The sequence below is a fragment of the Halomicrobium sp. HArcel3 genome, from assembly GCF_058933135.1.
This window is the reverse complement of the sequence record NZ_JBZYDN010000001.1, coordinates 598303-624969: the sequence shown is the minus strand read 5'-3', so window position 1 is coordinate 624969 and position 26667 is coordinate 598303. Positions and strand designations below refer to the sequence as shown.

At 65.6% G+C, this 26667-nt stretch carries 26 protein-coding genes, 1 tRNA gene and 2 rRNA genes; 15 read left to right on the top strand and 14 right to left on the bottom strand.

The window, feature by feature from the left end; genetic code table 11:
* Nucleotides 1-80: 80 nt before the first annotated feature.
* From AC5FRV_RS03125 to fen, 4 genes are all read right to left on the bottom strand, one after another.
* Nucleotides 81-3004 (bottom strand): 23S ribosomal RNA (locus tag AC5FRV_RS03125).
* Between the two features lie 290 nt (nucleotides 3005-3294).
* Nucleotides 3295-3362 (bottom strand) — tRNA-OTHER (locus AC5FRV_RS03120).
* A gap of 138 nt (nucleotides 3363-3500) precedes the next feature.
* Nucleotides 3501-4974: ribosomal RNA gene (locus tag AC5FRV_RS03115) — 16S ribosomal RNA — on the bottom strand.
* Together the 16S and 23S rRNA genes with 1 tRNA gene alongside form the textbook arrangement of a ribosomal RNA operon.
* Nucleotides 4975-5722: 748 nt before the next feature.
* Nucleotides 5723-6703 (bottom strand): flap endonuclease-1, encoded by a 981-nt coding sequence (gene fen, locus AC5FRV_RS03110; protein ID WP_493559657.1) that lies wholly within the window; start codon nucleotides 6701-6703, stop codon nucleotides 5723-5725.
* A 142-nt stretch (nucleotides 6704-6845) separates the two neighbouring features.
* Here fen and AC5FRV_RS03105 point away from each other — a divergent pair, with 142 nt between their 5' ends.
* Nucleotides 6846-7712: a DUF8054 domain-containing protein gene (locus tag AC5FRV_RS03105; protein WP_493559656.1), complete on the top strand. Its 867-nt coding sequence runs from the start codon at nucleotides 6846-6848 to the stop codon at nucleotides 7710-7712.
* A 36-nt stretch (nucleotides 7713-7748) separates the two neighbouring features.
* On the opposite strand, the gene AC5FRV_RS03100 is transcribed toward AC5FRV_RS03105, so the two are convergent.
* Nucleotides 7749-8288 (bottom strand): GNAT family N-acetyltransferase, encoded by a 540-nt coding sequence (locus AC5FRV_RS03100; protein WP_493559655.1) that lies wholly within the window; start codon nucleotides 8286-8288, stop codon nucleotides 7749-7751.
* Nucleotides 8289-8426: 138 nt separating this feature from the next.
* Here AC5FRV_RS03100 and AC5FRV_RS03095 point away from each other — a divergent pair, with 138 nt between their 5' ends.
* Nucleotides 8427-8840, top strand: a complete 414-nt coding sequence (locus AC5FRV_RS03095; protein ID WP_493559654.1) for a DUF3054 domain-containing protein — start codon at nucleotides 8427-8429, stop codon at nucleotides 8838-8840.
* A gap of 152 nt (nucleotides 8841-8992) precedes the next feature.
* Here the strand turns inward: AC5FRV_RS03095 and AC5FRV_RS03090 are convergent, their stop codons facing one another.
* The gene (locus AC5FRV_RS03090; protein WP_177227491.1) at nucleotides 8993-9157 is read right to left on the bottom strand and encodes a DUF7331 family protein; all 165 of its coding nucleotides are present in this window, start codon (nucleotides 9155-9157) and stop codon (nucleotides 8993-8995) included.
* A gap of 416 nt (nucleotides 9158-9573) precedes the next feature.
* Here AC5FRV_RS03090 and AC5FRV_RS03085 point away from each other — a divergent pair, with 416 nt between their 5' ends.
* Nucleotides 9574-9783 carry a DUF8015 family protein gene (locus AC5FRV_RS03085; RefSeq protein ID WP_089817131.1) on the top strand — a complete coding sequence of 70 codons (210 nt, stop codon included), beginning with the start codon at nucleotides 9574-9576 and terminating at the stop codon, nucleotides 9781-9783.
* Nucleotides 9784-9885: 102 nt separating this feature from the next.
* Nucleotides 9886-10896 (top strand): ornithine cyclodeaminase family protein, encoded by a 1011-nt coding sequence (locus AC5FRV_RS03080; protein WP_493559653.1) that lies wholly within the window; start codon nucleotides 9886-9888, stop codon nucleotides 10894-10896.
* A 12-nt stretch (nucleotides 10897-10908) separates the two neighbouring features.
* Here AC5FRV_RS03080 and AC5FRV_RS03075 read toward each other — a convergent pair whose 3' ends face one another.
* The 3 genes from AC5FRV_RS03075 to srp19 form a co-directional block, all read right to left on the bottom strand.
* Nucleotides 10909-11979 (bottom strand): presenilin family intramembrane aspartyl protease PSH, encoded by a 1071-nt coding sequence (locus AC5FRV_RS03075; protein WP_493559652.1) that lies wholly within the window; start codon nucleotides 11977-11979, stop codon nucleotides 10909-10911.
* Nucleotides 11980-12082: 103 nt separating this feature from the next.
* On the bottom strand, nucleotides 12083-12310 hold the full coding sequence (locus AC5FRV_RS03070; RefSeq protein WP_493559651.1) for an H/ACA ribonucleoprotein complex subunit GAR1: 228 nt from the start codon (nucleotides 12308-12310) through the stop codon (nucleotides 12083-12085).
* A complete protein-coding gene (gene srp19, locus AC5FRV_RS03065; RefSeq protein WP_493559650.1) occupies nucleotides 12307-12585 on the bottom strand; it encodes a signal recognition particle subunit SRP19 in 279 nt (92 codons plus the stop codon). Before srp19 ends, AC5FRV_RS03070 begins: the two co-directional genes overlap by 4 nt.
* A gap of 160 nt (nucleotides 12586-12745) precedes the next feature.
* Between srp19 and btuC the strand changes: the two genes are divergently transcribed.
* From btuC to AC5FRV_RS03050, 3 genes are read left to right on the top strand one after another with little or no spacing between them, the layout of a single operon-like run.
* On the top strand, nucleotides 12746-13837 hold the full coding sequence (btuC, locus tag AC5FRV_RS03060) for a vitamin B12 ABC transporter permease BtuC (RefSeq protein ID WP_493559649.1): 1092 nt from the start codon (nucleotides 12746-12748) through the stop codon (nucleotides 13835-13837).
* Complete coding sequence (locus AC5FRV_RS03055; RefSeq protein ID WP_493559648.1) at nucleotides 13834-15072, top strand: ATP-binding cassette domain-containing protein; 1239 nt, start codon at nucleotides 13834-13836, stop codon at nucleotides 15070-15072. The genes btuC and AC5FRV_RS03055 overlap by 4 nt, the downstream gene beginning before the upstream one ends.
* Nucleotides 15073-15116: 44 nt before the next feature.
* Nucleotides 15117-15848, top strand: coding sequence for a spore germination YkwD domain-containing protein (locus AC5FRV_RS03050; protein ID WP_493559647.1), 732 nt, complete (start codon nucleotides 15117-15119; stop codon nucleotides 15846-15848).
* Between the two features lie 175 nt (nucleotides 15849-16023).
* Here AC5FRV_RS03050 and AC5FRV_RS03045 read toward each other — a convergent pair whose 3' ends face one another.
* The gene (locus AC5FRV_RS03045; RefSeq protein WP_493559646.1) at nucleotides 16024-16455 is read right to left on the bottom strand and encodes a MaoC family dehydratase; all 432 of its coding nucleotides are present in this window, start codon (nucleotides 16453-16455) and stop codon (nucleotides 16024-16026) included.
* Nucleotides 16456-16498: 43 nt separating this feature from the next.
* Complete coding sequence (gene coxB, locus AC5FRV_RS03040; protein ID WP_493559645.1) at nucleotides 16499-17227, bottom strand: cytochrome c oxidase subunit II; 729 nt, start codon at nucleotides 17225-17227, stop codon at nucleotides 16499-16501.
* 221 nt (nucleotides 17228-17448) lie between these two features.
* Here coxB and AC5FRV_RS03035 point away from each other — a divergent pair, with 221 nt between their 5' ends.
* Nucleotides 17449-18849 (top strand): heme o synthase, encoded by a 1401-nt coding sequence (locus tag AC5FRV_RS03035; protein WP_493559644.1) that lies wholly within the window; start codon nucleotides 17449-17451, stop codon nucleotides 18847-18849.
* Nucleotides 18846-19553, top strand: a complete 708-nt coding sequence (locus tag AC5FRV_RS03030; protein WP_493559643.1) for a DUF7546 family protein — start codon at nucleotides 18846-18848, stop codon at nucleotides 19551-19553. Before AC5FRV_RS03035 ends, AC5FRV_RS03030 begins: the two co-directional genes overlap by 4 nt.
* Before the next feature lie 33 nt (nucleotides 19554-19586).
* Here AC5FRV_RS03030 and AC5FRV_RS03025 read toward each other — a convergent pair whose 3' ends face one another.
* Nucleotides 19587-20315, bottom strand: coding sequence for a sensor domain-containing protein (locus AC5FRV_RS03025; RefSeq protein WP_493559642.1), 729 nt, complete (start codon nucleotides 20313-20315; stop codon nucleotides 19587-19589).
* Nucleotides 20316-20391: 76 nt separating this feature from the next.
* Between AC5FRV_RS03025 and AC5FRV_RS03020 the strand changes: the two genes are divergently transcribed.
* The 3 genes from AC5FRV_RS03020 to AC5FRV_RS03010 all read left to right on the top strand — a co-directional run bounded on the left by AC5FRV_RS03020 (nucleotide 20392) and on the right by AC5FRV_RS03010 (nucleotide 22422).
* A complete protein-coding gene (locus tag AC5FRV_RS03020) occupies nucleotides 20392-20622 on the top strand; it encodes a SelT/SelW/SelH family protein (RefSeq protein ID WP_493559641.1) in 231 nt (76 codons plus the stop codon).
* 100 nt (nucleotides 20623-20722) lie between these two features.
* Complete coding sequence (locus tag AC5FRV_RS03015) at nucleotides 20723-21667, top strand: ABC transporter ATP-binding protein (RefSeq protein WP_493559640.1); 945 nt, start codon at nucleotides 20723-20725, stop codon at nucleotides 21665-21667.
* Nucleotides 21664-22422 carry an ABC transporter permease gene (locus tag AC5FRV_RS03010; RefSeq protein ID WP_493559639.1) on the top strand — a complete coding sequence of 253 codons (759 nt, stop codon included), beginning with the start codon at nucleotides 21664-21666 and terminating at the stop codon, nucleotides 22420-22422. Before AC5FRV_RS03015 ends, AC5FRV_RS03010 begins: the two co-directional genes overlap by 4 nt.
* A gap of 47 nt (nucleotides 22423-22469) precedes the next feature.
* Here AC5FRV_RS03010 and AC5FRV_RS03005 read toward each other — a convergent pair whose 3' ends face one another.
* Complete coding sequence (locus tag AC5FRV_RS03005) at nucleotides 22470-23642, bottom strand: MBL fold metallo-hydrolase (protein WP_493559638.1); 1173 nt, start codon at nucleotides 23640-23642, stop codon at nucleotides 22470-22472.
* An 86-nt stretch (nucleotides 23643-23728) separates the two neighbouring features.
* On the opposite strand from AC5FRV_RS03005, the gene AC5FRV_RS03000 reads away from it, so the two are divergent.
* Nucleotides 23729-24361 carry a rubrerythrin family protein gene (locus tag AC5FRV_RS03000; RefSeq protein ID WP_493559637.1) on the top strand — a complete coding sequence of 211 codons (633 nt, stop codon included), beginning with the start codon at nucleotides 23729-23731 and terminating at the stop codon, nucleotides 24359-24361.
* 31 nt (nucleotides 24362-24392) lie between these two features.
* On the opposite strand, the gene AC5FRV_RS02995 is transcribed toward AC5FRV_RS03000, so the two are convergent.
* Nucleotides 24393-25025 (bottom strand): DUF420 domain-containing protein, encoded by a 633-nt coding sequence (locus AC5FRV_RS02995; protein WP_493559636.1) that lies wholly within the window; start codon nucleotides 25023-25025, stop codon nucleotides 24393-24395.
* Nucleotides 25026-25160: 135 nt separating this feature from the next.
* Between AC5FRV_RS02995 and AC5FRV_RS02990 the strand changes: the two genes are divergently transcribed.
* Both AC5FRV_RS02990 and meaB read left to right on the top strand, forming a co-directional pair.
* Nucleotides 25161-25586 carry a cobalamin B12-binding domain-containing protein gene (locus tag AC5FRV_RS02990; protein ID WP_493559635.1) on the top strand — a complete coding sequence of 142 codons (426 nt, stop codon included), beginning with the start codon at nucleotides 25161-25163 and terminating at the stop codon, nucleotides 25584-25586.
* A gap of 29 nt (nucleotides 25587-25615) precedes the next feature.
* The gene (gene meaB, locus AC5FRV_RS02985; RefSeq protein WP_493559634.1) at nucleotides 25616-26611 is read left to right on the top strand and encodes a methylmalonyl Co-A mutase-associated GTPase MeaB; all 996 of its coding nucleotides are present in this window, start codon (nucleotides 25616-25618) and stop codon (nucleotides 26609-26611) included.
* Nucleotides 26612-26667 lie beyond the last annotated feature (56 nt).

Here is a 26667-nt window from a genome sequence, read left to right as displayed (position 1 = left end):
TCGGTGGTAAGATCACCGTGTGTACGTGCAATCCAGTTTACGCCTGGACCCGTTTCAGCGGGTCAGTGCGTCCAGTATGATTGGTGTGGCTTCGGTTGGTTAGTGCTCGCGGACTAAACGCCTCGTTACCTCGGCGCGTACATCCCGAGTCTATCGAACTCGTCTTCTACGAGAAACCTTGAAGCGGTGTCTCTTTTTCGAGGGGGGTTCGAGCTTAGATGCATTCAGCTCTTAACCCGTAGTGCGTAGCTGCCCGGCAGCGCCCTTCCGGACGACCGGTACACCAGTGGCACCCATTCGTAGTTCCTCTCGTACTATACGAACGTTCTCGGCAGACACCAGAACACCCCCAGTAGATAGCAGCCGACCTGTCTCACGACGGTCTAAACCCAGCTCACGACCTCCTTTAATAGGCGAACAACCTCACCCTTGCCCGCTGCTGCACGGGCAGGATGGAGGGAACCGACATCGAGGTAGCAAGCCACCCGGTCGATATGTGCTCTTGCGGGTGACGACTCTGTTATCCCTAAGGTAGCTTTTCTGTCATCAATTGCCCGCATCAATCGGGCTAATTGGTTCGCTAGACCACGCTTTCGCGTCAGCGTTCCTCGTTAGGAAGAACACTGTCAAGCCATCTTTTGCTCTTGCGCTCTTCTCCGGATCTCTGTCCCGGATGAGATGGCCTTGGGGCGCGCTCGATATCTTTTCGAGCGCGTACCGCCCCAGTCAAACTGCCCGGCTATTGGTGTCCTCCGCCAGGAGTGAGGGTCACAGTCACTAACGGGTAGTATTTCACTGATGCCTCGGTGGCCCGCTAGCGCGGGTACCTGTGTAACGGCTCCTACCTATGCTGCACATTAGCGACCATGTCCCAGCAACAGCCTGCAGTAAAGCTCTATAGGGTCTTCGCTTCCCCATGGGGGTCTCCAGACTCCGCACTGGAACGTACGGTTCATCGGGTCCAACGTTGGGACAGCGGGGCCCTGGTTGATCCATTCATGCAAGCCGCTACTGAAGCGGCAAGGTACTACGCTACCTTAAGAGGGTCATAGTTACCCCCGCCGTTGACGGGTCCTTCGTCCTATTGTACTAGGTGTTCAGATACCCGCACTGGGCAGGATTCAGTGACCGTACGAGTCCTTGCGGATTTGCGGTCACCTATGTTGTTACTAGACAGTCCGAGCCCCCGAGTCACTGCGACCTGCTCATCTCCTGAGCAGGCATCCCTTCTTCCGAAGGTACGGGACTAGATTGCCGAATTCCCTAACGTCGGTTGTGGCCCGACAGGCCTTGGCTTTCGCCGCCATGAGCACCTGTGTCGGATCTCGGTACGGACATCGCACTCACCTTTTCACGGGTCCCAGGTTGAACCAACTTGCGCACTCCCGCCGTTCGTCCGCTTCGTGCCATTACGGCTTCCACGGAATTGGACGGTTGGACCGGGCGAAGGCCCGGCTTGGTCGACCCCGAGACGTCAGTTTTCAATGTGCGACGGCGCTGGAATATTAACCAGCTTCCCATTTCGTCTACTTCGAATTACGGGTAGACTTAGGATCGGCTAACCCTCAGTTGATTGACAGTGCTGAGGAACCCTTGCTCATTCGGCCGTCGAGGTTCTCACCCGACTATCGCTACTACTGCGGCCAGGATTGTCGTCACCGATCGGTCCACAGGAATTCTCACCCCTGCTTCCATCCAATCGGAGCGCCAACCTACTCGGTCAGGATTTGACTCCTGCGGTCGGGTCTCGGTGGTGGACTTGAGTCCCGATCATTTTCGGCGCCTCGAACCTCGGCCGGTAAGCTGTTACGCTTTTCTTAGAGGATTGCTGCTTCTAAGCTCACCTCCCGGCTGTCTAGGGCTCGAGACCACCTTCGATCACACTTAGTCCACACTTGGGGACCTTAACCTAACTCTGGGTTGTCTCCCTCATGGTGCACAGGCTTACCCCGCACACCGGACTGCCCGCGTCGACAGCGTTCGTAAGTTCGGAGTTCGACAGGGAAGTTCACTCCTCTCGGAGTGAAGCATCCCAATCGGTCGCTCTACCTCACGAACTACCTCGGCGGACGTCATGCTTCGACATGTTTCGGTTGGAACCAGCTGTTGCCGGACTCGATGGGCCTTTCACCCCTACACGAAGGTCACGGGAGGGTATTGTAAGACACCAGCCCTAACAGGCTTCCACGTGCCTTTCGGCACGCTTCACCTTGCCCACGTGTAGATCGTCCGGTTTCGGGTCGTGTCAGCGGGACTCCCCGCCCTTGAAGACGGCGGCCCTGGCGCAAAGCGCTGCGGCCATGTTGGTTTCCCTGTGCCTTCCCCGATGATCGGGTTAGACTCGCCTCGCAAACACACTCCCTGGCTCGTTTTTCAAAACGCACGACGCGACATCGGCTTCCTGTACGTCCTACTGGAGACTCGCGTCTCGGTCGTTTTGTACAGGACCTTGTATGCCCCGTCGTTCTATACCCACTCGATTTCAGGCGCTGTTTCGCCTCCCTTCTGAGGATACTTTTCAGCGTTCGTTCGCACTACTGTTCGCTATCGGTCTCGAGTTGTACTTAGCCTTAGCAGGTTGATGCCTGCCATATTCACGAGGGAATTCCAACCCCCGATACTCTGGGACTGACGCACACGTTACCGGTCGTCGATACGGGACTGTCACCCTGTATCGTCCTCCCTTCCAGGAGAGTTCTCGACGGCTGTCGCGTGATGAGAGTCAGCCCGAACACCACATCGCCCGTGAGGGCTTCAGTTTGGGCTGTGTCGCGTTCACTCGCGGTTAGTAACGACGTCGCAGTTGCTTTCTCTTCCTGCCGGTACTGAGATGTTTCAATTCCCGGCGTTCCCCATTGCGCAAGGCAATTGCGGAGAGGATTCCTATTCGGACATCCCGAGTTCTTCGCTTCCATGCAGCTCCCTCGGGCTTATCGCAGCTTGGCACGTCCTTCGTCGGCACTCGAGCCGAGCCATTCACCGAGTGGCGTAGTAGCCACGTTGCACGGTGGTCGGGTGAACGATCACCGTGACTAACAATGAGCTGCAACTGTAACCGCTTCGGGTCCTCTCCGGCCGAAGCCGGAGAGATCCATCAGTGCGTTACAGTTGCAGCGACGTTCGGATACACGTTCCACGATGAAACGGATCCAGTTGACGTCTGGATTGCACGTACACACGGTCGTCATCGTAACACTCCCGTGGTGAACGGGAGCGACGGTCTTACCCTTCCCAACCACGCTTTCGCGGGATGGTGCATCGGTTTCGCGTGACGGCACGGTGCCGTCCGCGGTAGTGATCGACCCGGAATCGAACCGGGGCCGCCTCCGGAAGGAGGTGCTCTTCCACTGAGCTATCGATCGCCCCTCGAAGAGGGGTGAACTGCAAGTAAGCCCTGACAGTTCGGTGCCCGGCCGGTACGGCCGTGGTGTCACCATCGCCTGCCACAATGGCTGGCGAAGTAAAGGTGGGCCAGGCGCGTCGGCCTGGTCCCGGTCATTAGGAGGTGATCCAGCCGCAGATTCCCCTACGGCTACCTTGTTACGACTTAAGCCCCCTTGCGAAGCCCAGATTCGACCTGGGAATCCAGGCCTCATCCGGACCTCACTCGGGTGCTTTGACGGGCGGTGTGTGCAAGGAGCAGGGACGGATTCACCGCGCGCTTCTGACACGCGATTACTACCGAATCCAGCTTCATGTGGGCGAGTTTCAGCCCACAATCCGAACTACGACCGGGTTTAAGGGATTAGCTCCGCCTCTCGGCGTTGCGACCCGTTGTCCCGGCCATTGTAGCCCGCGTGTTGCCCAGCACATTCGGGGCATGCTGACCTACCGTTGCCCGCTCCTTCCTCCACGTTAGCCGTGGCAGTCTCCGTAAAGTACCCAACTACCACAAGGGTATTGCTGGCAATTACGGATACGGGTCTCGCTCGTTGCCTGACTTAACAGGATGCCTCACGGTACGAGCTGACGGCGGCCATGCACCTCCTCTCAGCAGCGTCGCGGGTAAGCTCGTTAAGCTGACCGTCATCACTGTTGTCGGTGCTGGTGAGATGTCCGGCGTTGAGTCCAATTAAACCGCAGGCTCCTCCGGTTGTAGTGCTCCCCCGCCAATTCCTTTAAGTTTCATCCTTGCGGACGTACTTCCCAGGCGGCCCGCTTACGTCTTCACTTCGGCACAGCGCAGGCTCGTAGCCTGCGCCAAACCTAGCGGGCATCGTTAACGGCTAGGACTACCCGGGTATCTAATCCGGTTCGAGACCCTAGCTTTCGTCCCTCACTGTCGGATCCGTGCTTCCAAGGTGCTTTCGCCATCGGTGGTCCGTCCAGGATTACAGGATTTCACTCCTACCCCGGACGTACCCCTTGGATCTTCCGGTCCCAAGCCGAACAGTTTCCACCGGACGTCCAGTAGTTGAGCTACTGGATTTCCCGACAGACTTGCTCGGCCAGCTACGGACGCTTTAGGCCCAATAATATCGACCATCACTCGGACTGCCGGTATTACCGCGGCGGCTGGCACCGGTCTTGCCCAGTCCTTATTCGTCGACCACCTTACGGTCGACAAAAGCGAGGACTATATGCCCTCGCACTCGGAGTCCCCTTATCGCACTGTCGTGCAGTGTAAAGGTTTCGCGCCTGCTGCGCCCCGTAGGGCCCGGAATCTTGTCTCAGATTCCGTCTCCAGGCTCTGGCTCTCACCACCTGTACCGATTATCGGCACGGTGGGCCGTTACCCCACCGTCTACCTAATCGGCCGCAGCCACATCCTACAGCGCCGTAGCGTTTCCAGCTCACGATGTTCAAATCTGTGAGCTGTATTCGTTATTAGCCTCAGTTTCCCGAGGTTATCACGATCTGTAGGGTAGTTTGGCCACGTGTTACTGAGCTATCTGCTACGGGTCTGAACCCGTGCAACTAGCATGGCTAAATCGGACTCCGATAGCAATGGCCTCCGGCAGGATCAACCGGAATGGGTTTCCTGACTCAAGGTCAGGATCTGGCGGAGACACGCTATCATACGTTGTCTCGTCGTCAGTCGGCGACACCGCGTCGGTCGTACCGAACCAGGTATCACCGAACTGTCAGGGCTTGCATCATATCTCATCTGTACGGCGGACCGCAGGGGTGAGATACTCATAGCTTTCGAATCCCATCATCGACGAGAAGCACTCGTCTAAGGTGGACGGCGTAGCGGGCAGATTCCCGCTGGGCGCCATCCTTCGAACGGATATAGTTGTAGAGGACTACCCCACATAAAGCCACCGATTGTGGTCCGTGTATGATAGTCGAAATCACACGACGGAACCGGCCTGACGGATCAGGCACTGAGTGGCTTTATGTGGAAGCCCGCTACTCCGTTCGAGCTCGATTGCCGCCCTGACGGACGGCGTCACCGAACTGTCAGGGCTCACATCAGATCCCGCCTGTACGGCGGACCGCAGGGCTGGGATCCTCATCTTTCGCGGGAGCAGGTGCTTGCACAGAGGCGAGCACGCTGAACTCTCGCTTCGCGGCAGGAAGTCACGTCGACTCCTCCGCACCGTGCCGGGGCGTCCCGGCGCGGCGTTCACATAACATTCCGATGGGAAGGTAACGGATAAACCCTCCGTCTCGAACCTGCCGTGAGACGGCGACACAGGCCACGTGACGGGTGATACGCAATCACAAGTTGTGTCGTACTGACTGGACTCGTCGGCGGATCCGTTTCGAGCTTCCCGGATCAGGTCCACTCATCGAGGCCGGTCTGGACGAGCGAATCCTCGATGCGTTCGAACCCCCGTTCCACCTCGTCTGCAGCGATCTCCCACTCCCCGGTGACGTAGTCCCTCGCCGCCTCGACGTCGGGGTTCATCGTCAGGTCCAGATCGTAGTCGTCCGTCACCGCCGGGGTCAGGAACATGTCACGGATCCGGTCGGCGTTGTCGACGTGGGCGTCTCTGGCCTCCAGGGCCCCCCAGAGGTCGCCGTGTTCTTTCACGAGTTTGACGGCCGTCTTGGGGCCGACGCCGTCGATGCCAGCGTTGAAGTCGGTCCCCATGAGGATGGCGGCGTCGACGAGCTGTTCCCAGGTGATGGCGTGGGCGTCCAGAGTCGCCTCGAAGTCCATCAGTTCGGGGTCCCCGCTGCTCGTTAGCTGGCGGAGCGTGAGCGGTGCCCCGAGCAGGAGCGCGTCGTAGTCCTCCGTCCCGACGTAGTCGACGTCGCCCTGGCGAGCCATGTGTGCCGCCTGTGCCTCCCCCTCGGCCGGGGCCTCGATGACGGGAACGTCCAGCAGTTCGAGCGCCCGCCGCGTCGTCCGAAGGATCGCGTCCGTGAGCCGCTGGGTCTGGGAGTCCAGCCTGGCCACTTCCGTCACGTTCCCCGCTTCGCGTGCGTCCGCGAGTTTCTCCTCCCGCTGCTCCCGCTGCTCACGCCGTTCCTGGATTTCGTCGTCCTTCATGTCCGTCACCGCGCCGTCGAAGACGAACACCGGCGTCAGGTCGTGTTCGAAGAACTTCGGGAGGCCCTGGACGACGCCGATCAGGTTCGCGACTTCGGTCCCGTCCGTGGTCGTGTACGCGCCGTCCCGGGTGAACCGCACCGTCGTCGTCAGGTAGCGATAGAGCCAGTTGTGCGCGTCGACGGCCACGACGCTTCCCGAAACGTCCTCGAAGGAGACGTCCTCGATCGCGGCGAGCGACCGGAGGTCTGAATTACCCATTGACCGGCCGTAGGACAGTGCAGGGCTTGATACTGTCGGCTGCCGGGTACCCGCCAGACAGGGTCGACCGTCAGACCGACACGGCGTCACGGAAATCGTCGGAACGAGAAGGTTCTTTGGCGTTTGATCCGAAGACACACGTATGGAATCCGGGGACGGTCGCATCGCGCGATTCAGACACGGCCAGTACACGGGCGAGAACCGCTGTCTCCCGTGTAGCGTCGTGAACGTCTGCATCGCGTTCGGTCTCGCGGTCACCGTCCAGGCCGCAACGTTCCGGCTGGACGTGCCGGCACTCGCGGTGCCCGGAAGCGCCGCCGTCCTCGTCGTCGGACTCGGAACCATCTACCTGCGTGGCTACCTCGTTCCCGGCACGCCGACGCTGACCGAGCGGTACTTCCCGGACTGGCTGCTGGCCGCGTTCGGGAAGGAACACGACACCACCGGCCTCGTGGGAACCGGCGTCTCTGAGCAATCCGTCCAACACGAACAGGAATCGGTAGTCGACGTCGAGTCGACGCTCCTCGATGGGGGAGTACTGACCGAGTCCGAAGACGGCACTGAACTCCGACTGACGGCCGAGGCCGATCGGTCCATCGACGAAGTGGTGACAGCCCTCCGGACGGATGACGTGACCCGGGCACGACTGCTTGACGTCCTCGCCGTCACCCGGGGGGACGTCGCGTTCGAGGAACACGGCGCCGCGTTCCGGGTGTACTGTGACGGGACCCCTGTCGGGACGTGGGAGTCTCGGCCGGCCTTCCTCGCCGACGTGGCCGGCGCCGCCGTCCTCGCGGACCGGCTCCCGGAGTGGGACGACCTTCCGGTCGACCAGCGCGGAGAGTTACTCAACGGTCTCAGGCTGTACCTGACGACGTGTCCCGCCTGCAGCGGGCCGCTCTCGTTCGGCATCGACACGGTCGAGTCCTGCTGTACCACACGCGAGGTCGCGGCCGTCTCCTGTGACGACTGTGGCGCGCGCGTGTACGAGTCAGACCCGGTCGAGTGAGTCGGTGGCGAAAGAAGGAACGGACAGTCCGGGCGGTCACTCGGCGTTCGAGGCGCCGTTCGGCGACGGTCGCTCCGTGCGCTCGGCGAGAAACGCTTCCTCTTCGTCAGACAGGTCTCGGTCGCAGAACCGGTCCAGTCCGTCACGATAGCGCTCGGCGTCGCCGCCGGGATCGCCTGCCGTCGTCCAGGCGAGCACGAGTTCCGCGATGCCAGTGGTCTCGCCGGTGAACGCGAAGCCGGCGCGGTAGCAGGCCTCGTAGGCGAACGGGTTGTTGACAGCAATCTTCATTCTCTCGTACGCGCGCTCGCTCGCGCGATCCAGTGCGAAATCGAGCAACTTCGGACCGATTCCCTCGCCCCGACGGTCGTCCCGGACGGTGACGTAGCGAAACCAGAGCGTGTCCGGGTCGGTCCGGTCCTCGTTGAACGCGAGCGCCGCGACGACGGTGCCGCCGTCTCTCGCTACGACCTTCCCCGTCGAGGACATGACGAACTTCCCGGCGTAACTGAACCGCCGCCAGTCGAGTTCGAGCGTGGGGCCGTCCGACGGCCAGCCGAGGAGTTCGAACTCCATACCAGCGGTTCGAAGCGCACCGAAAAGTAGGTGGCGCAGTGTCAGCGGGACGTCGTCTGCCCCGGACAGTCGGGCATCGTATCACTCTCCCGAACGTCGAGTCGGGAGAGCCAAGTCGGTCGCGTTCGATGCGGAGATATGAACCAGGCGTGGTCGCTCAGACGGCGAGTCGAACCGACGTCGCTGACGGCACTGGTTGCCGTCGGTGACCTCCTCGCGATCGCAACGTTCGTCGTCGCTGGCGAGCTCTCCCACGGGTACGGCCTCTTGGAATACGCGGGGCGTATCGCCGCGACACTGGTCACGTTTCTGGTCGGATGGGCAGTCGTTTCGGTCCCTGGCCGCCTGTACAGTCACAGTACAGTCGGTGACCTCGAAACGGAGGCACTCCGAACACTAGGGGCATGGGCTCTCGCCGTCGTCATCGCGCAGGCACTCCGGAGTACGTCGGTCTTTCCCGGTGGGGCGGCCGTGACGTTCGCGCTGGTATCCTTTGGCGTCGGTGGCGCCCTGCTCGTCGGGTGGCGAGCGCTCGTCTCGATCGTCAGGTGACGGCATACGTCGTCGGAAAGGAAGTATTCCGTCGAAGAGAGAGGAAAGGGTGGTCGCCGGAATAAAGCGGGAGACGGTCTGCCAGAACGGCCGAACCCGCGTACCGCCGGCCATCTCGAATTTCTATGGGTTCCGTACCACGCCGTCGGGGCTCATCGCATCGAACCGACGTCGATGGCCACTGTCGACTGAATCCACGACTGGTGATTCTGTCGGTCGTAGATGACGAACTCGTCGTCGCCGATGTTCAGTTCGGCGAATCGCGTCTGCTCGCCGTCCGTGGCCTCGTTCGTATCGTCCGTGGCGTTCGTGCTCATAGATTTCGAGGAACGGGGGTCGGGTGTCCCTCTACTACGTGATATCCAGTTCCCCCCAATAAGCGCTCCTCCTCGATTATCAAACAGCATAATCGGCATTAGATGGTCAGTAAGTAACGTCCCACTCGTTATCAATCGGCATATTTTGGGAATATATCACACACGTGTTTGGTGAGCGGTTCGCGAGCGACCGTTGCTCGATCGGTTCGGGAGCGCTGAAGCGATCTGAGCGATAGCGCACGCTGGCGCCGTCGACAGAGCGCGCGCGAGATATATTCCGGATAAATACGCCGCCTATAACTTATGAATTTGTTTTTAATAACCCACGCCGTGACTACACAGGACCAATGTCCAACCATACGAGAGATTTACGGGAAACACTTATATGGGTATTTATCGTAATTACGAGTATATTCATGACGGGCTACTACGACATCGTCCTTGGACTCATTCCGCTCGCACTCGCAGGTATCACCGGTGTTCTGGTCCTCGCCGGATTCGCGCTGACGACCGCCATCCCGCTGGCATCCGTCGTCGCCGTCGGCCTCATCGGACACGCGATGTTCGTCCGAACCCCGGTCGACTCGCCGCCCGCTCGCCGCGAACCGGGCAAGACAGCCGACTGAGCCACCAGCCCGTCACCCCGTCGTGCGATTTTAGCGTTCGATCTTTCCGTCGACCAGTGCGGACAGGAGTACGCCTAAGGGACGGCGAAGCGAACGGCCGGTATGAGCGACGCCGAATCGACGGCACTGTTTCTGACGAGTGCGGACGTGACCGGACTGGCGACGCCGGAAGAGTACGTCGACGCCGTCCGCGAGGGGTACCGAGAACGCGGGCGAGGCGCTCCGGCCGCGCCCCGGACCGCCCTCTTCAACGACGTCCCGGCGGGAATGGTGACCAGTTACACGGCTATCCTCCCGGAGACCGGCGCGATGGGCGGCTACGTCTACACCGCCGGCTTCGGCGAACGCGACGCCTACTTCTCCCTGCCGCTGTTCGACGCCGACACCGGTGCGCCCCTGGCCGTGTTCGACGGCGCATCACTCAACCCCTTCAAGACCGGTGCTGCCGGCGCCGTCGGCGTCGACGCTCTCGCCCGCCGAAACGCGTCGGACCTCGCGCTGTTCGGGAGCGGCCCGCAGGCCCGCGGACAGCTCCGGGCGACGGCGACAGTCCGGAACCTCGACCGCGTCGAGGTGTATTCGCCGACGAAGGACCACCGGGAGAGCTTCGTCGCCGAGATGAACGACGAACTCGACGCCAGCGTCGCCGCCGTCGCGACCTCGGACGCCGCTATCGAGGGCGCCGACGTCGTCGTCACCGCGACGAACGCGGACGAGCCGGTGTTCGACGGCGACCTCCTGGAACCGGGGACCCACGTCACCGCGATGGGCCAGTACAATCCCGAGAAGCGCGAACTCGACGCCACGACGATACGGCGGTCCACGTACGTCCCGGACCTGCGCGAGCGCGTCACGCAGGACGCCGGGTCCTTCATCGGAGCCCTCGAGGAGGGAGCTATCGACGAGGACCACGTGCACGCCGAACTCGGCGATGTCGTCGCTGGCGAGGCAGAGGGGCGCACGGACGAGGACGAGATCACCGTCTTCGACAGCGGTGGGACGGCCATAGAAACAGTCGCGGCGGCCCACATGCTGTACGAGCGGGCGAGTGAGCAGGGGCTGGGGAGAGAGATCGAGTTCTCGCCGGCGAGTCAGGCGCTCACGGGACGGTAGACTGACGGGTCTCTAAAGGTACGCGTCGAGTCCGAGCGCCTGAACGAGCGTCAGGCCGCTCACGAGCGCTCCCAGGACGTAACCGGCTATCGTCCCACCGTTGAGCAGCGGGAGCCCCGCGTGGGCGCGCCCCTTCATCACCATCCACAGCAGGACGGCCAGTCCGGCGAACGTCCCGACCATCGCCGTGAGCGCGGGCAGGGCGACGCCGGCCAGCGTCGGCACGCTCTCCGGCGCGAAGAAGGCGGCGCTGGCGACCAGCACCGTCGGGATGACGGCGTCGCCGAGGCCGATGAACATGGCTTCCCGTTCGAGCGGGTCTGCGGCCTCCGTCTCGTCGATCTGGCCGTCACTGCCACCGCGCGTGAAGTCGGTGGTCGGTTCGCCGTCCGCGCCGGACTCCGCGTCGACCGACGACCCGGAAATCGCCGACTGCTCGGCCGAGTCCGCGTCGTCCGCCATCGGGTCCGGCATGTCGGCGTCGAGGAACGAGTAGTCCGCCGTCATCGGGATGACGAGGACGACCGGTACTTTGAGGTCCATCACACCGGACGCCAGGGTCAGCATGTGCTCGGTGCCGTACACGCTGATGGCGTCGTAGACGGCCAGGACGGTCAGCAGTATCAGCGCCGGGAGGACGCCGAAGCCGATGCCGAACAGGCCAGCGGCGGCGGCGCCCATGAAGGCCCCCGCGATGTCGATGACGTACCACTCCGGATGGACGTACAGCGCGACGCCCAGCGCGATGGCGAACGGGATAGCGACGACGTCGGCGAGGGGAGCCGGCGCGACGAACCGCATCAGGACGCGGAAGACGTACAGGGAGAGCCACGCCCCGGAGGCGACGATAATCAGCCGGATCAGCGCGTCGACGTTCAGCTTGAACGCGGCGAGCATGAACGCCGTCGCGACGAGGATTGCACCGACGTAGACGAGGCTGTTCGTCGGGTCCTCGGGGTTCTCGACGGGCTGGTACCCCGCCGCCTCGAACGGCTCCACGAGCGCTATCGCGGACAGCTGAATGAACAGGAAGATGGCGACGATGATGCCGACGCCGAACGCGACCCGCCTTCGCTCTGTCATTGTCCGGTGGTCCGGTGGGAAGGGTTTGAGCGTTACGGGAGGCTGCCGGCGATCCTCTAACGAGAACTACAGAAAATTGGTGCGCCGAGATCCGACCACTGCGTCAGCGCGCGTACAGCGGTTTGCCCACGAGCGACGCGAGTCGGACGTCGTCGTCGGGCGTCACGGCCACGTAGGGGCGCTCGACGGGGCCGAACACGTCGACGACGCGGCCGGCGTCTTCAAGGTCGTCCGTGAGGACGGCGCGCCCGATGTCGGGGTGGTCGTCGTCCGGGCAGCGGGCGACGGCCAGGCCCTGGGCCACGCGGACGACGTCGCCGACGCGTTTCATGCCCGGATGGCCTGGAGGTACGCCGCGACGGCGCCCAGGAGGTCCGACTTCGTCGCGTCGTCGGCGTTCTTCACGAGCACGCGCCCGCGCTGTTCGTACTCGCGGGGGTACGTCTTGTCGCGTTCGATGACCGCGTCGTAGCCGACCTGCTGGACCGCCGTGGCTATCTCGTCGACCGTGGGGTCGGGGATGGCCTGGTCCAGCGAGACCCGGCGTCCCTCGTTGCGCGAGCGGTCGGCGTCCAGAAACGCCGGCCAGATGACGTTCTCGACCATACCGGAAGTGGCCGCCCCTGGCTTATACGCCTTTATGATGGCGGGGGAGACGTGCGCTATCCGCCGCCCCACAGGCACGGCCTCCCCACCCCTCGCTCGGACCTGTCGGCGAGCGACCGTATACAATAAGTATTGGGCTAGAGTAACCGTAGTTGATACAGTGGAGTCACCGCCACGCGCGCCCGTACTCCTGGGCCTGGGGGCAGCGCTCGTCGCGACGGTACTGGCGAGTGCGACGGTCGGCCCGGTGAGCATCGACCTGCTCACGGTGTCGAAGGCGGCGCTGAACGCGGTGGGGGTCCCGGCCGGCCTCTCCGTCGGCGTCGGGACGACGCGGATCCTCGGGGTTTCCGTGCCCCTTCCCGGCGTCTCGCTCCGGTACGTCTATCCGTTCTCCTTCGCGGTCGCCGACTCGAGTGAGACCATCGTCCGCCAGATCCGGCTCCCCCGCATCGTCCTCGGCGCCATCGTGGGCTTCGCGCTCGCCGCGGCGGGAACGGTCATGCAGGGGTTCTTCCGGAACCCGCTGGCCGACCCGTCGATCATCGGCGTCTCGTCTGGCGCCGCCGTCGGCGCGGTGGCGGCCATCGTCTTCGCCGTCGGCCTCCCGCTCCAGGCGATGGCCTTCGCCGGTGCGATACTGGCGGCCTTCGCCGTCTACCTCATCGCGACGCGGGACGGGGAGACGCCCGTCGCCACGCTGCTGCTGGCCGGCGTGGCCATCCAGACGTTCCTCGGTGCGGTCATCTCCTACATGCTCGTCCACGCCGGCGAGAGCCTCGAACAGGCCATCTACTGGCTGATGGGGCACCTCCAGAACAGCACCTGGGGTGAGGTGGAGGTGACCCTGCCCGCCGCGTTCCTCGCCTTCGCCGTCCTGCACGTCTACGCCCACGACCTGAACGTCCTCCTGATGGGCGAAGAGGACGCCCACGCGCTCGGTATCGAGGTCGAGCGGACCAAGCGTATCCTGCTCGCCGTCGCGAGCGTCATCACAGCCGCCGCCGTCGCCGTCGCCGGCGTCATCGGCTTCGTCGGCCTGGTCGTCCCCCACGTCCTCCGGCTGATCGTCGGCCCGGACCACCGCATACTCCTCCCCGCGAGCGCACTCGCGGGCGCGACCTTCCTGGTCGCCGCCGATACGCTCGCACGCTCCGGACCTGCGGAGGTGCCGGTCGGCATCGTCACCGCGGCGGTCGGCGCGCCCTTCTTCCTCTACCTCTTGCGGCGCAAGGAGGTGCACACGGTGTGATCCGCGTCGACGACGTCCACGTCGCGTTCGGCGACGTCGAGGTGCTCGACGGCGTCGACCTCACGGTCGAGGCAGGGGAGTTCGTGGGCCTCGTCGGCCCCAACGGCGCCGGCAAGACGACGCTGCTGCGCACGGTCAACGGCGCGCTGACCCCCGATTCGGGTGACGTGTTCGTCGGCGAGGACCGGATCCACGACCTGTCCTCGCGGGCAGCGAGTCGCCGCGTCGCGACAGTCCCCCAGGACACGAGCGTCCGGTTCGCCTTCGACGTCGCGGACGTCGTCGCGATGGGGCGGACACCTCACCGCTCACGGTTTTCGAGTGACCCAGACCGGGGGGCCCGCGTCGACGCGGCGCTCGAACGGACGGAGACCACGCACCTGCGCGACAGGCGGGTCGACACGCTGAGCGGCGGCGAGCGCCAGCGCGTGTTCGTCGCCCGCGCGCTCGCTCAGGACGCCCCCACGCTCGTGCTCGACGAACCGACGGCGAGCCTCGACGTGAACCACGCGACGCAGACGCTCGCGCTCGTCCGCGAACTCGCCGACGAGAGCCGGGCGGTGCTGGCGGCGATCCACGACCTCGAATCGGCCGCTCGCTTCTGTGACCGACTCGCACTCGTCCACGACGGGCGAATCGTCGACCAGGGGGAGCCTGCGGACGTGTTGACCACCGAGGCCCTGGAGACAGCCTTCGACGCGCGCGGCGTGGTGACGACGAATCCGGTGACGGACTCGCCGGCGGTGACGACGCTCCCGTCGACGACTGGTGGGGGGCGTCGGGTCCACGTCCTCGGCGGCGGCGAGACCGGTGCCAGCGTCGTCGGGTCGTGCTGGGCGGCGGGCCACCAGGTGAGTGCGGGCCCCTTCTCCCACGACGACGCCGCCCGGTCCGTCGCGCGGACGCTCGACGTCCCGGTCGAGACGACGCCGCCGTTCGCGGCTATCGATCGAGCCACGGTCGAGGCGGTCAGCGAGCAAATCGCGGCCGCCGACGTGACGGTGCTCGCGGATCCGGTCATCGACCCGGCTGCGACCGTCTGCCGACTCGCCGACGACGCCGAACGGCTGGTCGTCGTCGAATCGCGACCCCTCGCCGAGCGCAACTACGGGGGTGATCGAGGGCGCGAGCGGTACGAGTCGCTGCGGCGGCGAGCGACTGTCGTCGACGCCGACCGAGTCCCAGCCGTTCTCGACGAAAAACCGGGTCCCGAGAGGGTACTGGCGGACGATTGACATGCGGAAGGTTCAACTGATTCGATCGCAACCGTGGGATCAAGATGGTAAACAAGACTGCGGTCGGGATACTGGGGGTCGTCGTCATGGCGTCCCTCGGCGTCGGCGTCCTGATCGGAATGCAACTGGGTGGTGGAACGAGCGCGCCGGTCACGACGAGTCCGGCAGCCGACGGCGGGACGGCGACGACGACCAGCGACCAGACGAGCGGCGACGACGGGGCAGCGACCCCTTCGGAGTCGACGAGTGAGCGCCAGACGACGATTCCAGCCCGGCAGTTCGACGAAGCCGAGATAGCGAATCACATCGCCAAGTTCGTCAACCAGGAGCGCGAGGCGCAGAATCGGACGCAGCTGGGCACCGGCGACGCCACGGCGACCCGCGTCTCTCGCATGGCGAGCAACCACAGCGTGGCGATGGCGAACCACGGCAGCGCCGCCCACAAGGTGGACGGTGTCTCGACCACCAATCGGTACCGGAATCACGACCTCTACGAGCGCTGCAAGTTCAAATCCCACGAGGGGAGCTACATCGACACGCCCGACGAGAAGTTCGAACTCGTTGGCACGACCTACGCCGGAACGCACTACCAGGCCGACGGGCAGGAACGGTTCAACGGCGACGAACGAGCGGTCGCCCGCGCCATCGTCGATAACTGGAACGAGAGCTCGACCTACAGCGAGCGACTCCTCGTCGGCGGGCCGACCCGGATGGGCGTCGGCGTCGAAGTGACCAGCACCGGGAAGGCGTACGCGACGGTCGACGTCTGCGCCTGAGCGATAGTTCTCGCGGCCGCTTTCCTCCTGTCCCGTTCTCCGCACATCCGTTCCGGTTGTCGAAGCGCTCTGCCGGCGAACCGCCGTCGATCACCGGCCCGGAGTCGGGGTATCCTTCCGGGGACGATGCCACACTCGGGAACCGAAGGGCAGTCGCGCCCGCCTTCGGAGGGAGTTACTCGCGCTCCCAGAGGACCAGGCCCACCATGGTCAACACGACGCCGTCAGCGTTCGACGTCTCGATGGCGCAGTGGACGAGCCCGCGGTCCTCGTCCCACACCTCCTTGTCGACGACCTCCGTCTCGACGCGCAACGCGTCGCCGGGCCTGACCGGGCTGGGGAATCGCAGGTCGTCGATGCCGACTGCGCCGAGCGCACGGGAGTCTGCGAGGAAGTTGTCCACGAGCAGTCGCATGGTCATCGACGCGGTGTGCCAGCCGCTGGCGACGAGACCACCGAACATCGACTCCCGCGCGGCGTCTTCGTCGACGTGGAACGGCTGGGGGTCGAACTGTTCACCGAAGGAGACCACGTCCTCCTCGGTGACCTCGTACGTGCCGAAGGCGTCGGTCTCGCCGATCTCGATCTCCTCGAAGTAGTCGGACATGTCGCTACCTGCGACGGGCGAGCGCAAAAAGAACGTGACCGCCTCAGGCGGACTGCTGTTCGTCGAGCCAGCTCTGGTACTCGTCATCGGAGACGACCTCTATCTGGCCGAGCATGTCGGAGTGGCCAGTGCCACAGTACTCCGCACAGTAGAGCTGGTAGGTTCCCGTCTCGGTTATCTCGGTCTTGATGACGTTGTGGTTCCCCGGAATTGCGTCGCTCTTCAACCCGAGACCGGGCGCGTGGAACGCGTGGATCCAGTCCGTGGAGGTGATGTGTAACACGACGGGCCTGTCGGCCGGGAGCACGAGCGTGTTACTGGAACTGACGCGGTCGTCTCCCTGCCCGGTGTCGTTGTAGTTGAACGTCCAGCTGTAGCGCTGACCGACGACTTCGACCTCGGCAGGCTCCTGGTCGGACTCGATCTGCTGGTCCGCGGTGGCCGTGACGTACGGTTCGGCCATCACCTGGTAAGAGGCGATACCGACGACGAGGAGGATGATCGCCGTCGCGATGGTCCAGGTTATCTCGAGACGCCGGTTCTCCATCGTCGGCAGGGGATCCTCGTTGTTACGGAACTTCCAGACGGTGTAGATGAGGATGCCCTCCACGAGCACCGTGATGGGGACGGCGATGTACAGCAGGTTCATGTTGAGGTCCCAGATCAGTTCCGCCGTCTCCGACGTCGACACCTGGGCTGCTGCCGGCTCGACGGCGAGCGCGAGAAGAGCTCCAGTGAAGACCGTGAGGAGCCCGACGCGTTTCCCATTCATGCGTGTTCGGGAGTTCGGAAGTCGGGAATAAATAGCTGCTGTCTTGCCCTCAGGGGCGCGCGACGGCGTGGGACGCCCACCCGACCATGTTCGGCGACAGATTCAGGAGGTGAACGAATCGTGCCGGGCGCCGTGCCGTCCGAACCACGAGGTGCCGAGGCGTCCGAAGCGCGGGGTCTAAGTGCGATGGAACGAAGGGTCTAGGAAAGAGGCCTCCCGGGATGAACTCACGTCGCCCACGGTTCACGACGCTGCTCGCCGCGAGCGCTGTCGGTGTGTACCTGCTGGTCGTCCTCGGTGCGACGGCCGACGTTGCTCACGCCGTCAACTCCTGTTCCACCTGGCCGGTCTGTCAGGGGCCAGTACTCGAAGACACGGGTCTCCTCGTCGCGTGGAGCCACCGTCTCGCCGCCGCCGTCGTCGGACTGCTCGTCCTCGCGACGGCGGTCGCCGGCGCCCGGTCCGCCGCCAGGCGCCGCGTCACTGCGCTGGCGGTCACGGCACTGCTCCTCTACCCCGTCCAGATCGGACTCGGCGCGCTGGTCGCGACCTCGGGCGCGACGGCTCCGTTCCCGGGCGCTCACCTCGCCACGGGCATGGCCATCTTCACGACGCTCGTCCTCGCTCTCGCCTGGCAACTCGAGTCCGAGACGCGGACGCCGGACGACGCGCCCGTCGTCGATCCTGTCGACCTGGACGCCGGCGATACGGCGACCGGCGGACCGTCACCGGGCTCCGCTTCGCTGTCGACGCGAGAGCGAATCACCGCGACCGCTGGCGCCTACTTCCGGCTCACGAAGCCGCGCCTGATGTGGCTGCTCTGTCTCGTCGCGGCGGCCGGGATGGCGCTGGCCGCCGGTCCGGACCTCACGACGCCGACGGTCCTCTTCACCCTGACCGGCGGCGTGCTCGCCATCGGCGCTTCGGGGACGTTCAACCACGTCATCGAGCGCGACGTCGACCAGCGGATGGAGCGGACCTCGGACCGTCCGGTGGCGACCCACCAGATCCCCGTCCGAAACGCGCTCGCGTTCGGCGGGCTCCTCTCGGTCACGTCGGTGTGGCTGTTCTGGCAGGTCAACGCCCTCGCCGCGGCGCTTGGCTTCGCGGCCATCCTGTTCTACAGCGTCGTCTACACCGTCGTGCTGAAGCCGAACACGGTCCAGAACACAGTTATCGGCGGGTTCGCCGGGTCGCTGCCCGCGCTCATCGGCTGGGCCGCCGTCACCGGCGAGATCGGCCTGCCGGGACTGGCCCTCGCCGGCGTCATCTTCCTGTGGACGCCCGCGCACTTCTACAACCTCGCGCTGGCGTACAAGGAGGACTACGCCCGCGGCGGCTTCCCGATGATGCCCGTCGTCCACGGCGAGACGGTGACCCGCAAACACATCGTCTTCTACCTCGGCGCGACACTCGTCGCTGCGGGCGGGATGGCCGCGCTGACACCCCTCGGTCCCCTGTACGCCGGGACGACCGCGGTTCTGGGCGCGGTGTTCCTCTGGGCCGTGGTCCTACTCCACCGCGAACGGACCGAACAGGCAGCCTTCCGGGCGTTCCACGCCTCGAACGCTTACCTCGGGGCGCTCCTGGTCGCCATCGTCGTCGACTCCATCGCGCTATGAGCACGACCTACAAGATCGACCGGTTCGAACTGCGCCGCGACACGCTCCTGCTGAGCGCGCTGCTCGTCAACACCCAGCTCCTCCTGTTCCTGGCGTACCACCTCCTCAGCCCCAACGACATCACCGGGGTGACGCCCGTCGCCGTCCCGCTCGTGTGGATAACCGTCGGCGCCTGGGCGCTGGTCAGAACGGAGCGACCGACCGCGTCACAGCGCCAGCGGACCGTCGGCGTGGCGGTCGCGGCGGCGTACTTCGGCATCCTGGGCTACTTCGGTGGCGTCTGGGGACCCGGTGCCGACATGCTCCCGGCCGGCGTCGATCTCACGGTGGCGTCGGCGCCACCGGGCTGGGCGCCCCGGCTGTTCGTCAACCTGCCCGCGACCGGCCTCGCGCTCGGCTCGCTCCAGATCCCGTTCCAGGGCGTCCGGATCAACCTGATCCCCTGGCAAGTCGTCGGTTACGTCGCGCTGGCGTACCTGGTCTACGCCGCCGTCGTCGACGCCGCGGGGTCGGCCATCTCCGGCATCGTCGGCCTGCTGTCCTGCGTCTCGTGTACCTGGCCGGTCATCGCGACGATAGCGACGAGCGTGTTCGGGGGGACAGCGGCCGTCGCCGGGGCCGTCTACGACCAGTCGTACCTCCTCTCGACCGTCGTCTTCGTCGCGACAGTCGCACTGCTGTACTGGCGTCCCGGCTGGCGCTAATTATTCCTGGCAGCTCGTCGAAACTCGTCGTCGCTACGTCAGCGGCCGCGGCGTGATCAGCACTCGCGTGTACCAGCCCTGGATTCTCGCGAGCAGGTTCAGGAGGTGGAGCGAGACGACGAACAGTAACACGCCGACGACCGCGACGCCGACCGCCTCGGAGAGCGACGTCACCTGCCATGACGTTATCGTGAGGGGGTAGGAGACCACCTCGACGCCGCCCCACTGCTGGACGGCGTAGGAGAGGGTGAGGTGGATGGGCTCCGGGATGGAGACCTGAATCGTCGCCTGGCGGTAGTACAGCGGCGCGAGGACGAACGACCCGGCGAGCGTACCGAGGAGCGTCATCAGGATGAAGGTGAACAGGCCGACGACGAACTTCGACGCCAGATAGACCAGGCCCACCCACGTCCCCAGGTCGGCCAGGGGCGACCGCAGGTAGTCCCACACCTCGTCGTGTTCGGTCTCCCGGTCCAGCGGAACGTCGACGCCGAGGAGTCGGGCCGCGAGCCACCGCTCGAAGACGAGGATGCGGTCCGAGAGGAGGAGCACGCCGACGAGTATCGGGAGGCCGACGAGGAAGACCAGGAGGCTAAAGCCCACGGACAGCCCCGTCGTCAGCAGGACGAAGTAGCCGAGTCCGAGCGGAAAGGTCAACGCCAGGTAGACCAGGTTCCGGTACGTCTGCCGTCGCGAGAGGACGCCGACGAACCACCGAACCGGTCCGGGGACCCGAGCGGCCGGATGTGCGCGAACGCTCATGTGTTTATACGCTAACAGCACCGTCAAAAACGTATCGGGACGCGCCTTTTTGTTCGTGGCCGCTGACCGTCCACGTATGTCCGACGTAACGATCGAATACTGCGTTCCCTGCGGCTTTCGTGAACGAGCCCTCGAAGTCCAGGAGGTCGTACTCAGTGGCCTCGAGGCCGAGCTCGATTCGCTCGAACTCGTGATGGGTGACCACGGCGTGTTCACCGTCAGCGTGAACGGCCAGACCGTCTACGACAAGGAGGAGGACGCCTACGACCCCGACGAGATCGCCCGCAACGTTCGGGCGGCACTCTGAGCGGGTCGCGGCCATCGCCGGAGAGCGGCGGTGTGACGACCCGCGGCGACCCCGGCGACCGATCGGAGCGATTTTCGGTCGGGCCGACCGACCCACAGCCATGGAGGAGGTACTCGTCGCCGAGAACGTTCGCCGTGCGTACGGCGACACCGTCGCCCTCGCCGACGTCTCGCTGACGCTCGGAGAGGGAGAGGTCGTGGCACTCGTCGGGCCGAACGGGGCCGGCAAAACCACGCTCGTCCGCGCGCTCACGGGCACGACCGACGCCGAGGGCCGCGTCGAACTGTTCGGGACGTCGCCCCGCGACGTCGACCGGGACCGGATCGGACTCCTGCCGCAGGACTTCTCGCCCCACGACCGGCTCACCGCTCGCGAACTGCTGGCGTACTACGCCGGCCTCTACGACGAGTCGCGCGACGTCGAGCGCGTCCTCGCCGACGTGGGCCTCGCCGACGACGCTGGGACGTGGTACGAGAACCTCTCGGGCGGCCAGCAGCGCCGGACCTGCGTCGGCGCGACGCTCGTCAACGACCCCGACCTCCTGTTTCTCGACGAGCCCACGACCGGTATCGACCCCGCCGGCCGTCACGACCTGTGGGAACTGCTCGAAGGGCTGGCCGACGCAGGCGTCACGATCCTCGTGACCACCCACGACATGGAGGAGGCGCACCGACTCGCCGACCGGGTCGGACTGCTGGCCGACGGCGAGCTCGTCGCGATAGACGCCCCCGACGCGCTGATCGAGGCCTACGGCGGCGAGAGCCGACTCACCGTCTCCGGCGACGTCGACGAGTCCGTCGCGACGACGCTGCGGTATCCCACGGCGTTCGACGGAGACGGGATGACCGTGTCCGGGGTCGCCCCGGAGGACATCGGCGGGGTCGTTCGGGAACTCGAGGACGCCGGCGCTGACTACGACGGCCTCAGCTGGGCCGAACCGGACCTGGAGGCGGTGTACATGGAACTTACGGGGAACCGCGTCGGACGAGGAGACCGGGGGACCGACCGGGAACCGACCGCCGCCCCGGCCGGAGGCGAGCGATGAGCGCGATTCGCCGCGTGCACGCCGAGTTCACGGGCGCCCGGAAGGCGTTCCTCCGCCGTCGCACTGCCGTGTTCTTCACGTTCTTCTTCCCGCTCATCATCGTCGTCATCTTCGGCGCGCTCGTCCAGACGCGACCCGGTGGCGGTGGGCTGTTCACCGAGCCGCCCCGGTACTACGTCGCGGGCTACCTGGCCGTCGTCGTGCTGTTCACGCCGCTGTCCCGGGTCGGGAGCGAAGTCGCTCGCCACCGGGAGGGCAACCGGTTCGAGAAACTGGCGACGACGCCGCTGACCAGGCTGGAGTGGCTCGCTGCCCAGACGCTCGTCAATATCGTCGTCATCGGCCTCGCCGGGCTCTTGCTGCTCGGACTCGTCGTCGCCCTCACCGGCGCGGAGGTGGTCCTGACGGCGGTGTCGGTCGCCGCGCTGGTCGCCTTCGTCGTCGTCGGCGTCGCGCTGTTCTGCGGCGTCGGCGCACTGATCGGCAGTTTCGCCGACTCACAGGACGGCGTCATCGCGGCGTCGAACTCCATCGCGCTCCCGCTGCTCTTCCTCTCGGAGACGTTCGTCCCGCCGGCGCTCCTGCCGGCGTGGCTCCCCACCTGGCTGTCACCGCTGACCTTCTTCTCGCGGGGCGTCCGGGCGGTCACGACGTCCGGACAGACGGGTGACGCAGTCACTCCCCTCGCGATTCTCACCGTCGCCGGGCTGGTGGCGTTCGTCGCCGGTGCGGTGGCGCTCCCGAGAACTGATTGAGCCCGGATGCCGTCGTCCCGAAGCGCGGCGGGACCGACGCAACCAGTTCACTCCGTCGCGACGGCGCAGTTGTTCGGGCCGAGTTCCAGTTCGAAGGCCTCCTCGTCCGAGACCGATTCGCGACCGAGATTCACCGCGACGACGCGCTCGAAGTTCGCGGGTCGGGCGCCCATCGAATCCATGACGCGTTCGACGAAGGCCGTCCGATCCTCCGAGAACGCCGCCAGTCGGTCGCGGAGGTCGCCCAGCGTCGCCGCGTACGAGCCGTCGGTGGCGGGCGCGCGGCCCGGAACGTAGTGGCCGGGCGCGACGATAACGTCGTCGGGCAGCGGTGCGAACCGGTCGGTGAGCGTCTCGTGGAGCGTCTCGGCGAGTTCCAGGGCGCCGTCCGCTCCGCGTTCGAGATCCGGTCGTGGAGCGCCGTCGAGGAAGAGGGAGTCACCGGTGAACACGACGTCGTCGAGGACGAGCGAAATCGACCCCGTCGTGTGGCCAGGGGTCGCGAGGACGTCGAGTTCGTGCTCGCCGACGCGGACGACGTCCCCGTCGTCGACCGTCCGCACGTCGCCGGTGACGCCGCGGTCCGCGGCAGCGGTCGACAGCACCGGCGTGGCACCGGTGGCCCCGGCCACTTCGCGGAGGCCGCTGAAGTGGTCCGCGTGGACGTGCGTGTCGACGACCGTCTCGATGGCGGCGTTCACGTCGGCGACGTCGTCGCTGTAGCGCTCGACGAACGCCAGCAGCGGGTCGACGGCGAGGGCCTCCCCGGCGGAGACGACGACGTACGCGAGACAGCCAGTGGCGGGGCGACGGTACTGGTAGACGGTCGCGTCCGTGGCGTCGCGAGCGATCTGCGTCCGCCGATAGACGCGCGCCCAGCCTTCCATCCCGCCCGCGAGGTTCACTGCCTCGACGCCGTCCTCGGCGAGCGACGCCGCGACCTCCGCGCTCTCGGCCCCGCGCGGACAGACGGCGACGTAGGACTCGTCGGGGTCGACCAGATCCGCCGGCTCACCGGTCGCCCTCGCGCTGACGAACCGCATGTACGGGACGTGGGTCAACTCGACCCCTGGCCCGTCGATCTGCCAGGCGTCGACCTCGTCGCGGTTGCGGACGTCCAGGAGCGCGATCCGTTCACCGTTCTCGATCCGGCTGGCGAGTTCCTCGGGGTCGATCTCGCGCACCGTGGTTCCGTCGCCCGCCGGGGCGTCTTCGGTCATATCCTCCTGTAGGCCCGGAAGCGGTAAAACGGCCCCGTCGAGTCAGGATACCAACAGTATATGTGGCCGGCGTGCGAAGCCGTGGCATGGACGGTTCGGAGTTCGTCGAGGAGGTACGATCGGCCAACGAAGGGCGCCTGGCCCGCCTCGGGTCGGAGAAAGCGCTCGTCGCGAAGACGGCGGGCGACCTCGACCGGGAGACGGTCCTCGAAACTTCCGTCGCGGCGGAGACCAGAGCGGCGGAGACGTTCGATCAGTGGGCCGGGGACGAGACGGACGACGACGCCAGGAGCGCGTTCGAGGCGGAACGGGCGCGCGAACGCGAGCACCGCGACCGCGTGCTCGAACTCGCTGACGGCTCGCCCACCGAAGCGGACCCAGACCCGCTGCACGAGCACCTCCGCGGCCTCGACGAGACCGTCGAGAGGGTCGCCGCGGGCCTCGTCGCCCGCCCGCTGGTCGCCTCGCGGAGTCTCCTCCAGGTGATCAACTTCTTCGTCAACGAGGGCGACGAGCGCGCGGCGGCCCTGTTCCGCGAACTGCGCGCCGAGACCGACGAGCAGGTCGAACGCGGCGGCGAGGTCGTCGAGACCGTCTGCGAGCGCGACGACGACCGAGAGCGGGCGGTGGCCGCTGCGAGCGCGGTCGTCGACCTGGCCTACGACGAGTACGCAGGCTCGCTCGAAGGGATGGGCATCGACCCGAAACCGGTCTGTTGACGCGTGCCCGTCGGCGGCGTTTACCCAGCCGTCACCAGTCGAGTGGAGTCCGGGTAGCGGCGAGCAACAGGAGGGCAGCGGTCCGGGGCTCCCACCCGTACACTTGGTTGAGCATGACGTAGGTCACGAGACCGAGGAACAGGCTGAGCGTCCAGGCGGCGACGGCGATGCGGCCGACACGGGCGTGCGAAGTGTCCCTGAGTTCCGATGGCGAGTGAGTGAGTCCGAGGACGACGGCGTGGATGACGACGGGGACAGAGACGGCCGAGAGCAGGATGTGGATAGCCAGCATGACGAGGTAGGCCCACCGAACTGGCCCCTCGACGAGGATGGCCTTCTCGAACCCGCCGCCGACCTTGAGCAGGTACATGACGAGGAAGAGGAGGATGAGTCCGAACGCGGTGAGCATCGCGGCGCGGTGTTTCCGGACTTCGTCGCGGCGGATGTACCGGACGCCGGCGAGGATGGTGACCAGCGCCGTCGCGTTGACCACCGCGATGGCGTCGCTCAGGACGATGACCGTCTCGTTGGACAGCTCCGGGAAGAAGGGAAAGATCCGGGCGAACGTCCCGACGACGAGCGCGTAGCCGATCAGCGAGAGGACTGTCGTGACGAGAAGGGGCTTCGCCTTGGCGCGCGAGTGTATCCGGTCTACGGCGGCCATTATTGTCCGGAGTTCGTCGGCCCGCGTGTTTCCCCTTTCGGATCCGTTTCGCGCGTCGCGTCGTGGCCCGATAGTCGTTAATCATTATTCATCAACTCCGTTAGAGTCAAACGGTGGGGCGTGGTACACCGGTACATGAGCGCGGACCAGGAGCAGGCCGAGCGAACGATCCGGTGTCTCGTGGCGAAGGTGGGCCTCGACGGCCACGACCGCGGGGCACACGTCATCGCCCGGGCGTTCCGTGACGCCGGGTTCGAAGTCGTCTACTCCGGCCTCCACCGGGCGCCGGAGGAAGTCGTCCAGGCAGCGGTCCAGGAGGACGTCGACGTGCTGGGAATCTCGATCCTCTCGGGCGCGCACAACACCCTCGTCCCGAAGATACTGGAGGGACTGAAAGAGTACGGCGCCTTCGAGGACACTCTCGTCCTCGTCGGCGGCATCGTTCCCGACGGCGACAAGGAGGAGTTGCGCTCGCTGGGCGTCGCGGAGATATTCGGCCCCGGCGCGTCGATGGACGAGATGATCGACTACGTCCACGAGCACGCGCCGGAGCGGAACTGACGTGACCCGGACGAACGCGAGGGCGAGCCGTGAGTGAACTCGTCGCTGACCTGCTGGCCGGCGAGCACCGCGCGCTGGCCCGCGTCATCTCGATGATCGAGGACCGGTCGCCAGGATACAGAGAGATCGTCTCCGAGTTGCACCGCCACAGCGGCACCGCCGACGTCGTCGGCGTCACGGGCTCACCGGGCGCGGGCAAGTCCACGCTGGTCGACAAGGTTGCGTCGACCTACCGGGACCGGGGGGAGACCGTCGGCGTCATCGCCATCGACCCGTCCTCGCCCTTCACTGGCGGCGCGGTGCTGGGCGACCGCATTCGCATGGCCTCGAACGCCGGCGACATGGACGTGTTCTTCCGGTCGATGTCGACGCGGGGGTCGCTGGGCGGTCTCTCGACGGCGACCACCGACGCCGTCACCGCGCTGGACGCCTTCGGCAAGGACAAGATCATCGTCGAGACGGTCGGCGCCGGCCAGAACGAGATCGACGTCGTCCGGACGGCCGACACCGTGGCCGTGCTCGTCCCGCCGGACTCGGGTGACGACGTCCAGATGCTCAAAGCGGGCATCCTCGAAATCGCCGACCTCTTCGTCGTGAACAAGGCAGACCTCGACGGGGCCGACCGGACGGTCGGCCAGCTAAAGGAGATGATACACCACCGGACGGACGCGAGCGGGCCCGAGGGCCACGGCACTGACGACGACGGCTGGACGCCGCCCATCGTCGAGACGGTGGCCAACGCCGGCGAGGGCGTCGACGATTTCGTGGGCGCCGTCCAGGACCATCTGGACTACCTCGACGAGTCGGGTCGCCGCGAGGAGAAGGTGCGGTCGCGGTACGCCGCCGAGGTCCGGACCCTGCTCCGCGAGGACGCCAACGCGCTACTGGCCGAGGAACTCGAAGCAAGGGGCGGCGTCGACCCGGCCGTCGACCGCATTCTCGAACACGAGACGGACCCCTACACCGTCGTGGCGGACCTGATCGAGCCGCTCGAATCCTGCCTGGGAGAGCGACGGCAGGGGTAACGGGCGGACGCGGCGCATCCGACCCGACCCGGAGACCGCGGTCCCACACGTATAAG

Excerpts from the sequence above, each read along its gene's own strand:
- fen (WP_493559657.1), bottom strand. The coding sequence starts at position 6,703 with ATGGGTAATTCAGACCTCCGGTCGCTCGCCGCGATCGAGGACGTCTCC.
- AC5FRV_RS03105 (WP_493559656.1), top strand. The coding sequence starts at position 6,846 with ATGGAATCCGGGGACGGTCGCATCGCGCGATTCAGACACGGCCAGTAC.
- AC5FRV_RS03100 (WP_493559655.1), bottom strand. The coding sequence starts at position 8,288 with ATGGAGTTCGAACTCCTCGGCTGGCCGTCGGACGGCCCCACGCTCGAA.
- AC5FRV_RS03095 (WP_493559654.1), top strand. The coding sequence starts at position 8,427 with ATGAACCAGGCGTGGTCGCTCAGACGGCGAGTCGAACCGACGTCGCTG.
- AC5FRV_RS03090 (WP_177227491.1), bottom strand. The coding sequence starts at position 9,157 with ATGAGCACGAACGCCACGGACGATACGAACGAGGCCACGGACGGCGAG.
- AC5FRV_RS03085 (WP_089817131.1), top strand. The coding sequence starts at position 9,574 with ATGACGGGCTACTACGACATCGTCCTTGGACTCATTCCGCTCGCACTC.
- AC5FRV_RS03080 (WP_493559653.1), top strand. The coding sequence starts at position 9,886 with ATGAGCGACGCCGAATCGACGGCACTGTTTCTGACGAGTGCGGACGTG.
- AC5FRV_RS03075 (WP_493559652.1), bottom strand. The coding sequence starts at position 11,979 with ATGACAGAGCGAAGGCGGGTCGCGTTCGGCGTCGGCATCATCGTCGCC.
- AC5FRV_RS03070 (WP_493559651.1), bottom strand. The coding sequence starts at position 12,310 with ATGAAACGCGTCGGCGACGTCGTCCGCGTGGCCCAGGGCCTGGCCGTC.
- srp19 (WP_493559650.1), bottom strand. The coding sequence starts at position 12,585 with ATGGTCGAGAACGTCATCTGGCCGGCGTTTCTGGACGCCGACCGCTCG.
- AC5FRV_RS03050 (WP_493559647.1), top strand. The coding sequence starts at position 15,117 with ATGGTAAACAAGACTGCGGTCGGGATACTGGGGGTCGTCGTCATGGCG.
- AC5FRV_RS03045 (WP_493559646.1), bottom strand. The coding sequence starts at position 16,455 with ATGTCCGACTACTTCGAGGAGATCGAGATCGGCGAGACCGACGCCTTC.
- coxB (WP_493559645.1), bottom strand. The coding sequence starts at position 17,227 with ATGAATGGGAAACGCGTCGGGCTCCTCACGGTCTTCACTGGAGCTCTT.
- AC5FRV_RS03035 (WP_493559644.1), top strand. The coding sequence starts at position 17,449 with ATGAACTCACGTCGCCCACGGTTCACGACGCTGCTCGCCGCGAGCGCT.
- AC5FRV_RS03030 (WP_493559643.1), top strand. The coding sequence starts at position 18,846 with ATGAGCACGACCTACAAGATCGACCGGTTCGAACTGCGCCGCGACACG.
- AC5FRV_RS03025 (WP_493559642.1), bottom strand. The coding sequence starts at position 20,315 with ATGAGCGTTCGCGCACATCCGGCCGCTCGGGTCCCCGGACCGGTTCGG.
- AC5FRV_RS03020 (WP_493559641.1), top strand. The coding sequence starts at position 20,392 with ATGTCCGACGTAACGATCGAATACTGCGTTCCCTGCGGCTTTCGTGAA.
- AC5FRV_RS03015 (WP_493559640.1), top strand. The coding sequence starts at position 20,723 with ATGGAGGAGGTACTCGTCGCCGAGAACGTTCGCCGTGCGTACGGCGAC.
- AC5FRV_RS03010 (WP_493559639.1), top strand. The coding sequence starts at position 21,664 with ATGAGCGCGATTCGCCGCGTGCACGCCGAGTTCACGGGCGCCCGGAAG.
- AC5FRV_RS03005 (WP_493559638.1), bottom strand. The coding sequence starts at position 23,642 with ATGACCGAAGACGCCCCGGCGGGCGACGGAACCACGGTGCGCGAGATC.
- AC5FRV_RS03000 (WP_493559637.1), top strand. The coding sequence starts at position 23,729 with ATGGACGGTTCGGAGTTCGTCGAGGAGGTACGATCGGCCAACGAAGGG.
- AC5FRV_RS02995 (WP_493559636.1), bottom strand. The coding sequence starts at position 25,025 with ATGGCCGCCGTAGACCGGATACACTCGCGCGCCAAGGCGAAGCCCCTT.
- AC5FRV_RS02990 (WP_493559635.1), top strand. The coding sequence starts at position 25,161 with ATGAGCGCGGACCAGGAGCAGGCCGAGCGAACGATCCGGTGTCTCGTG.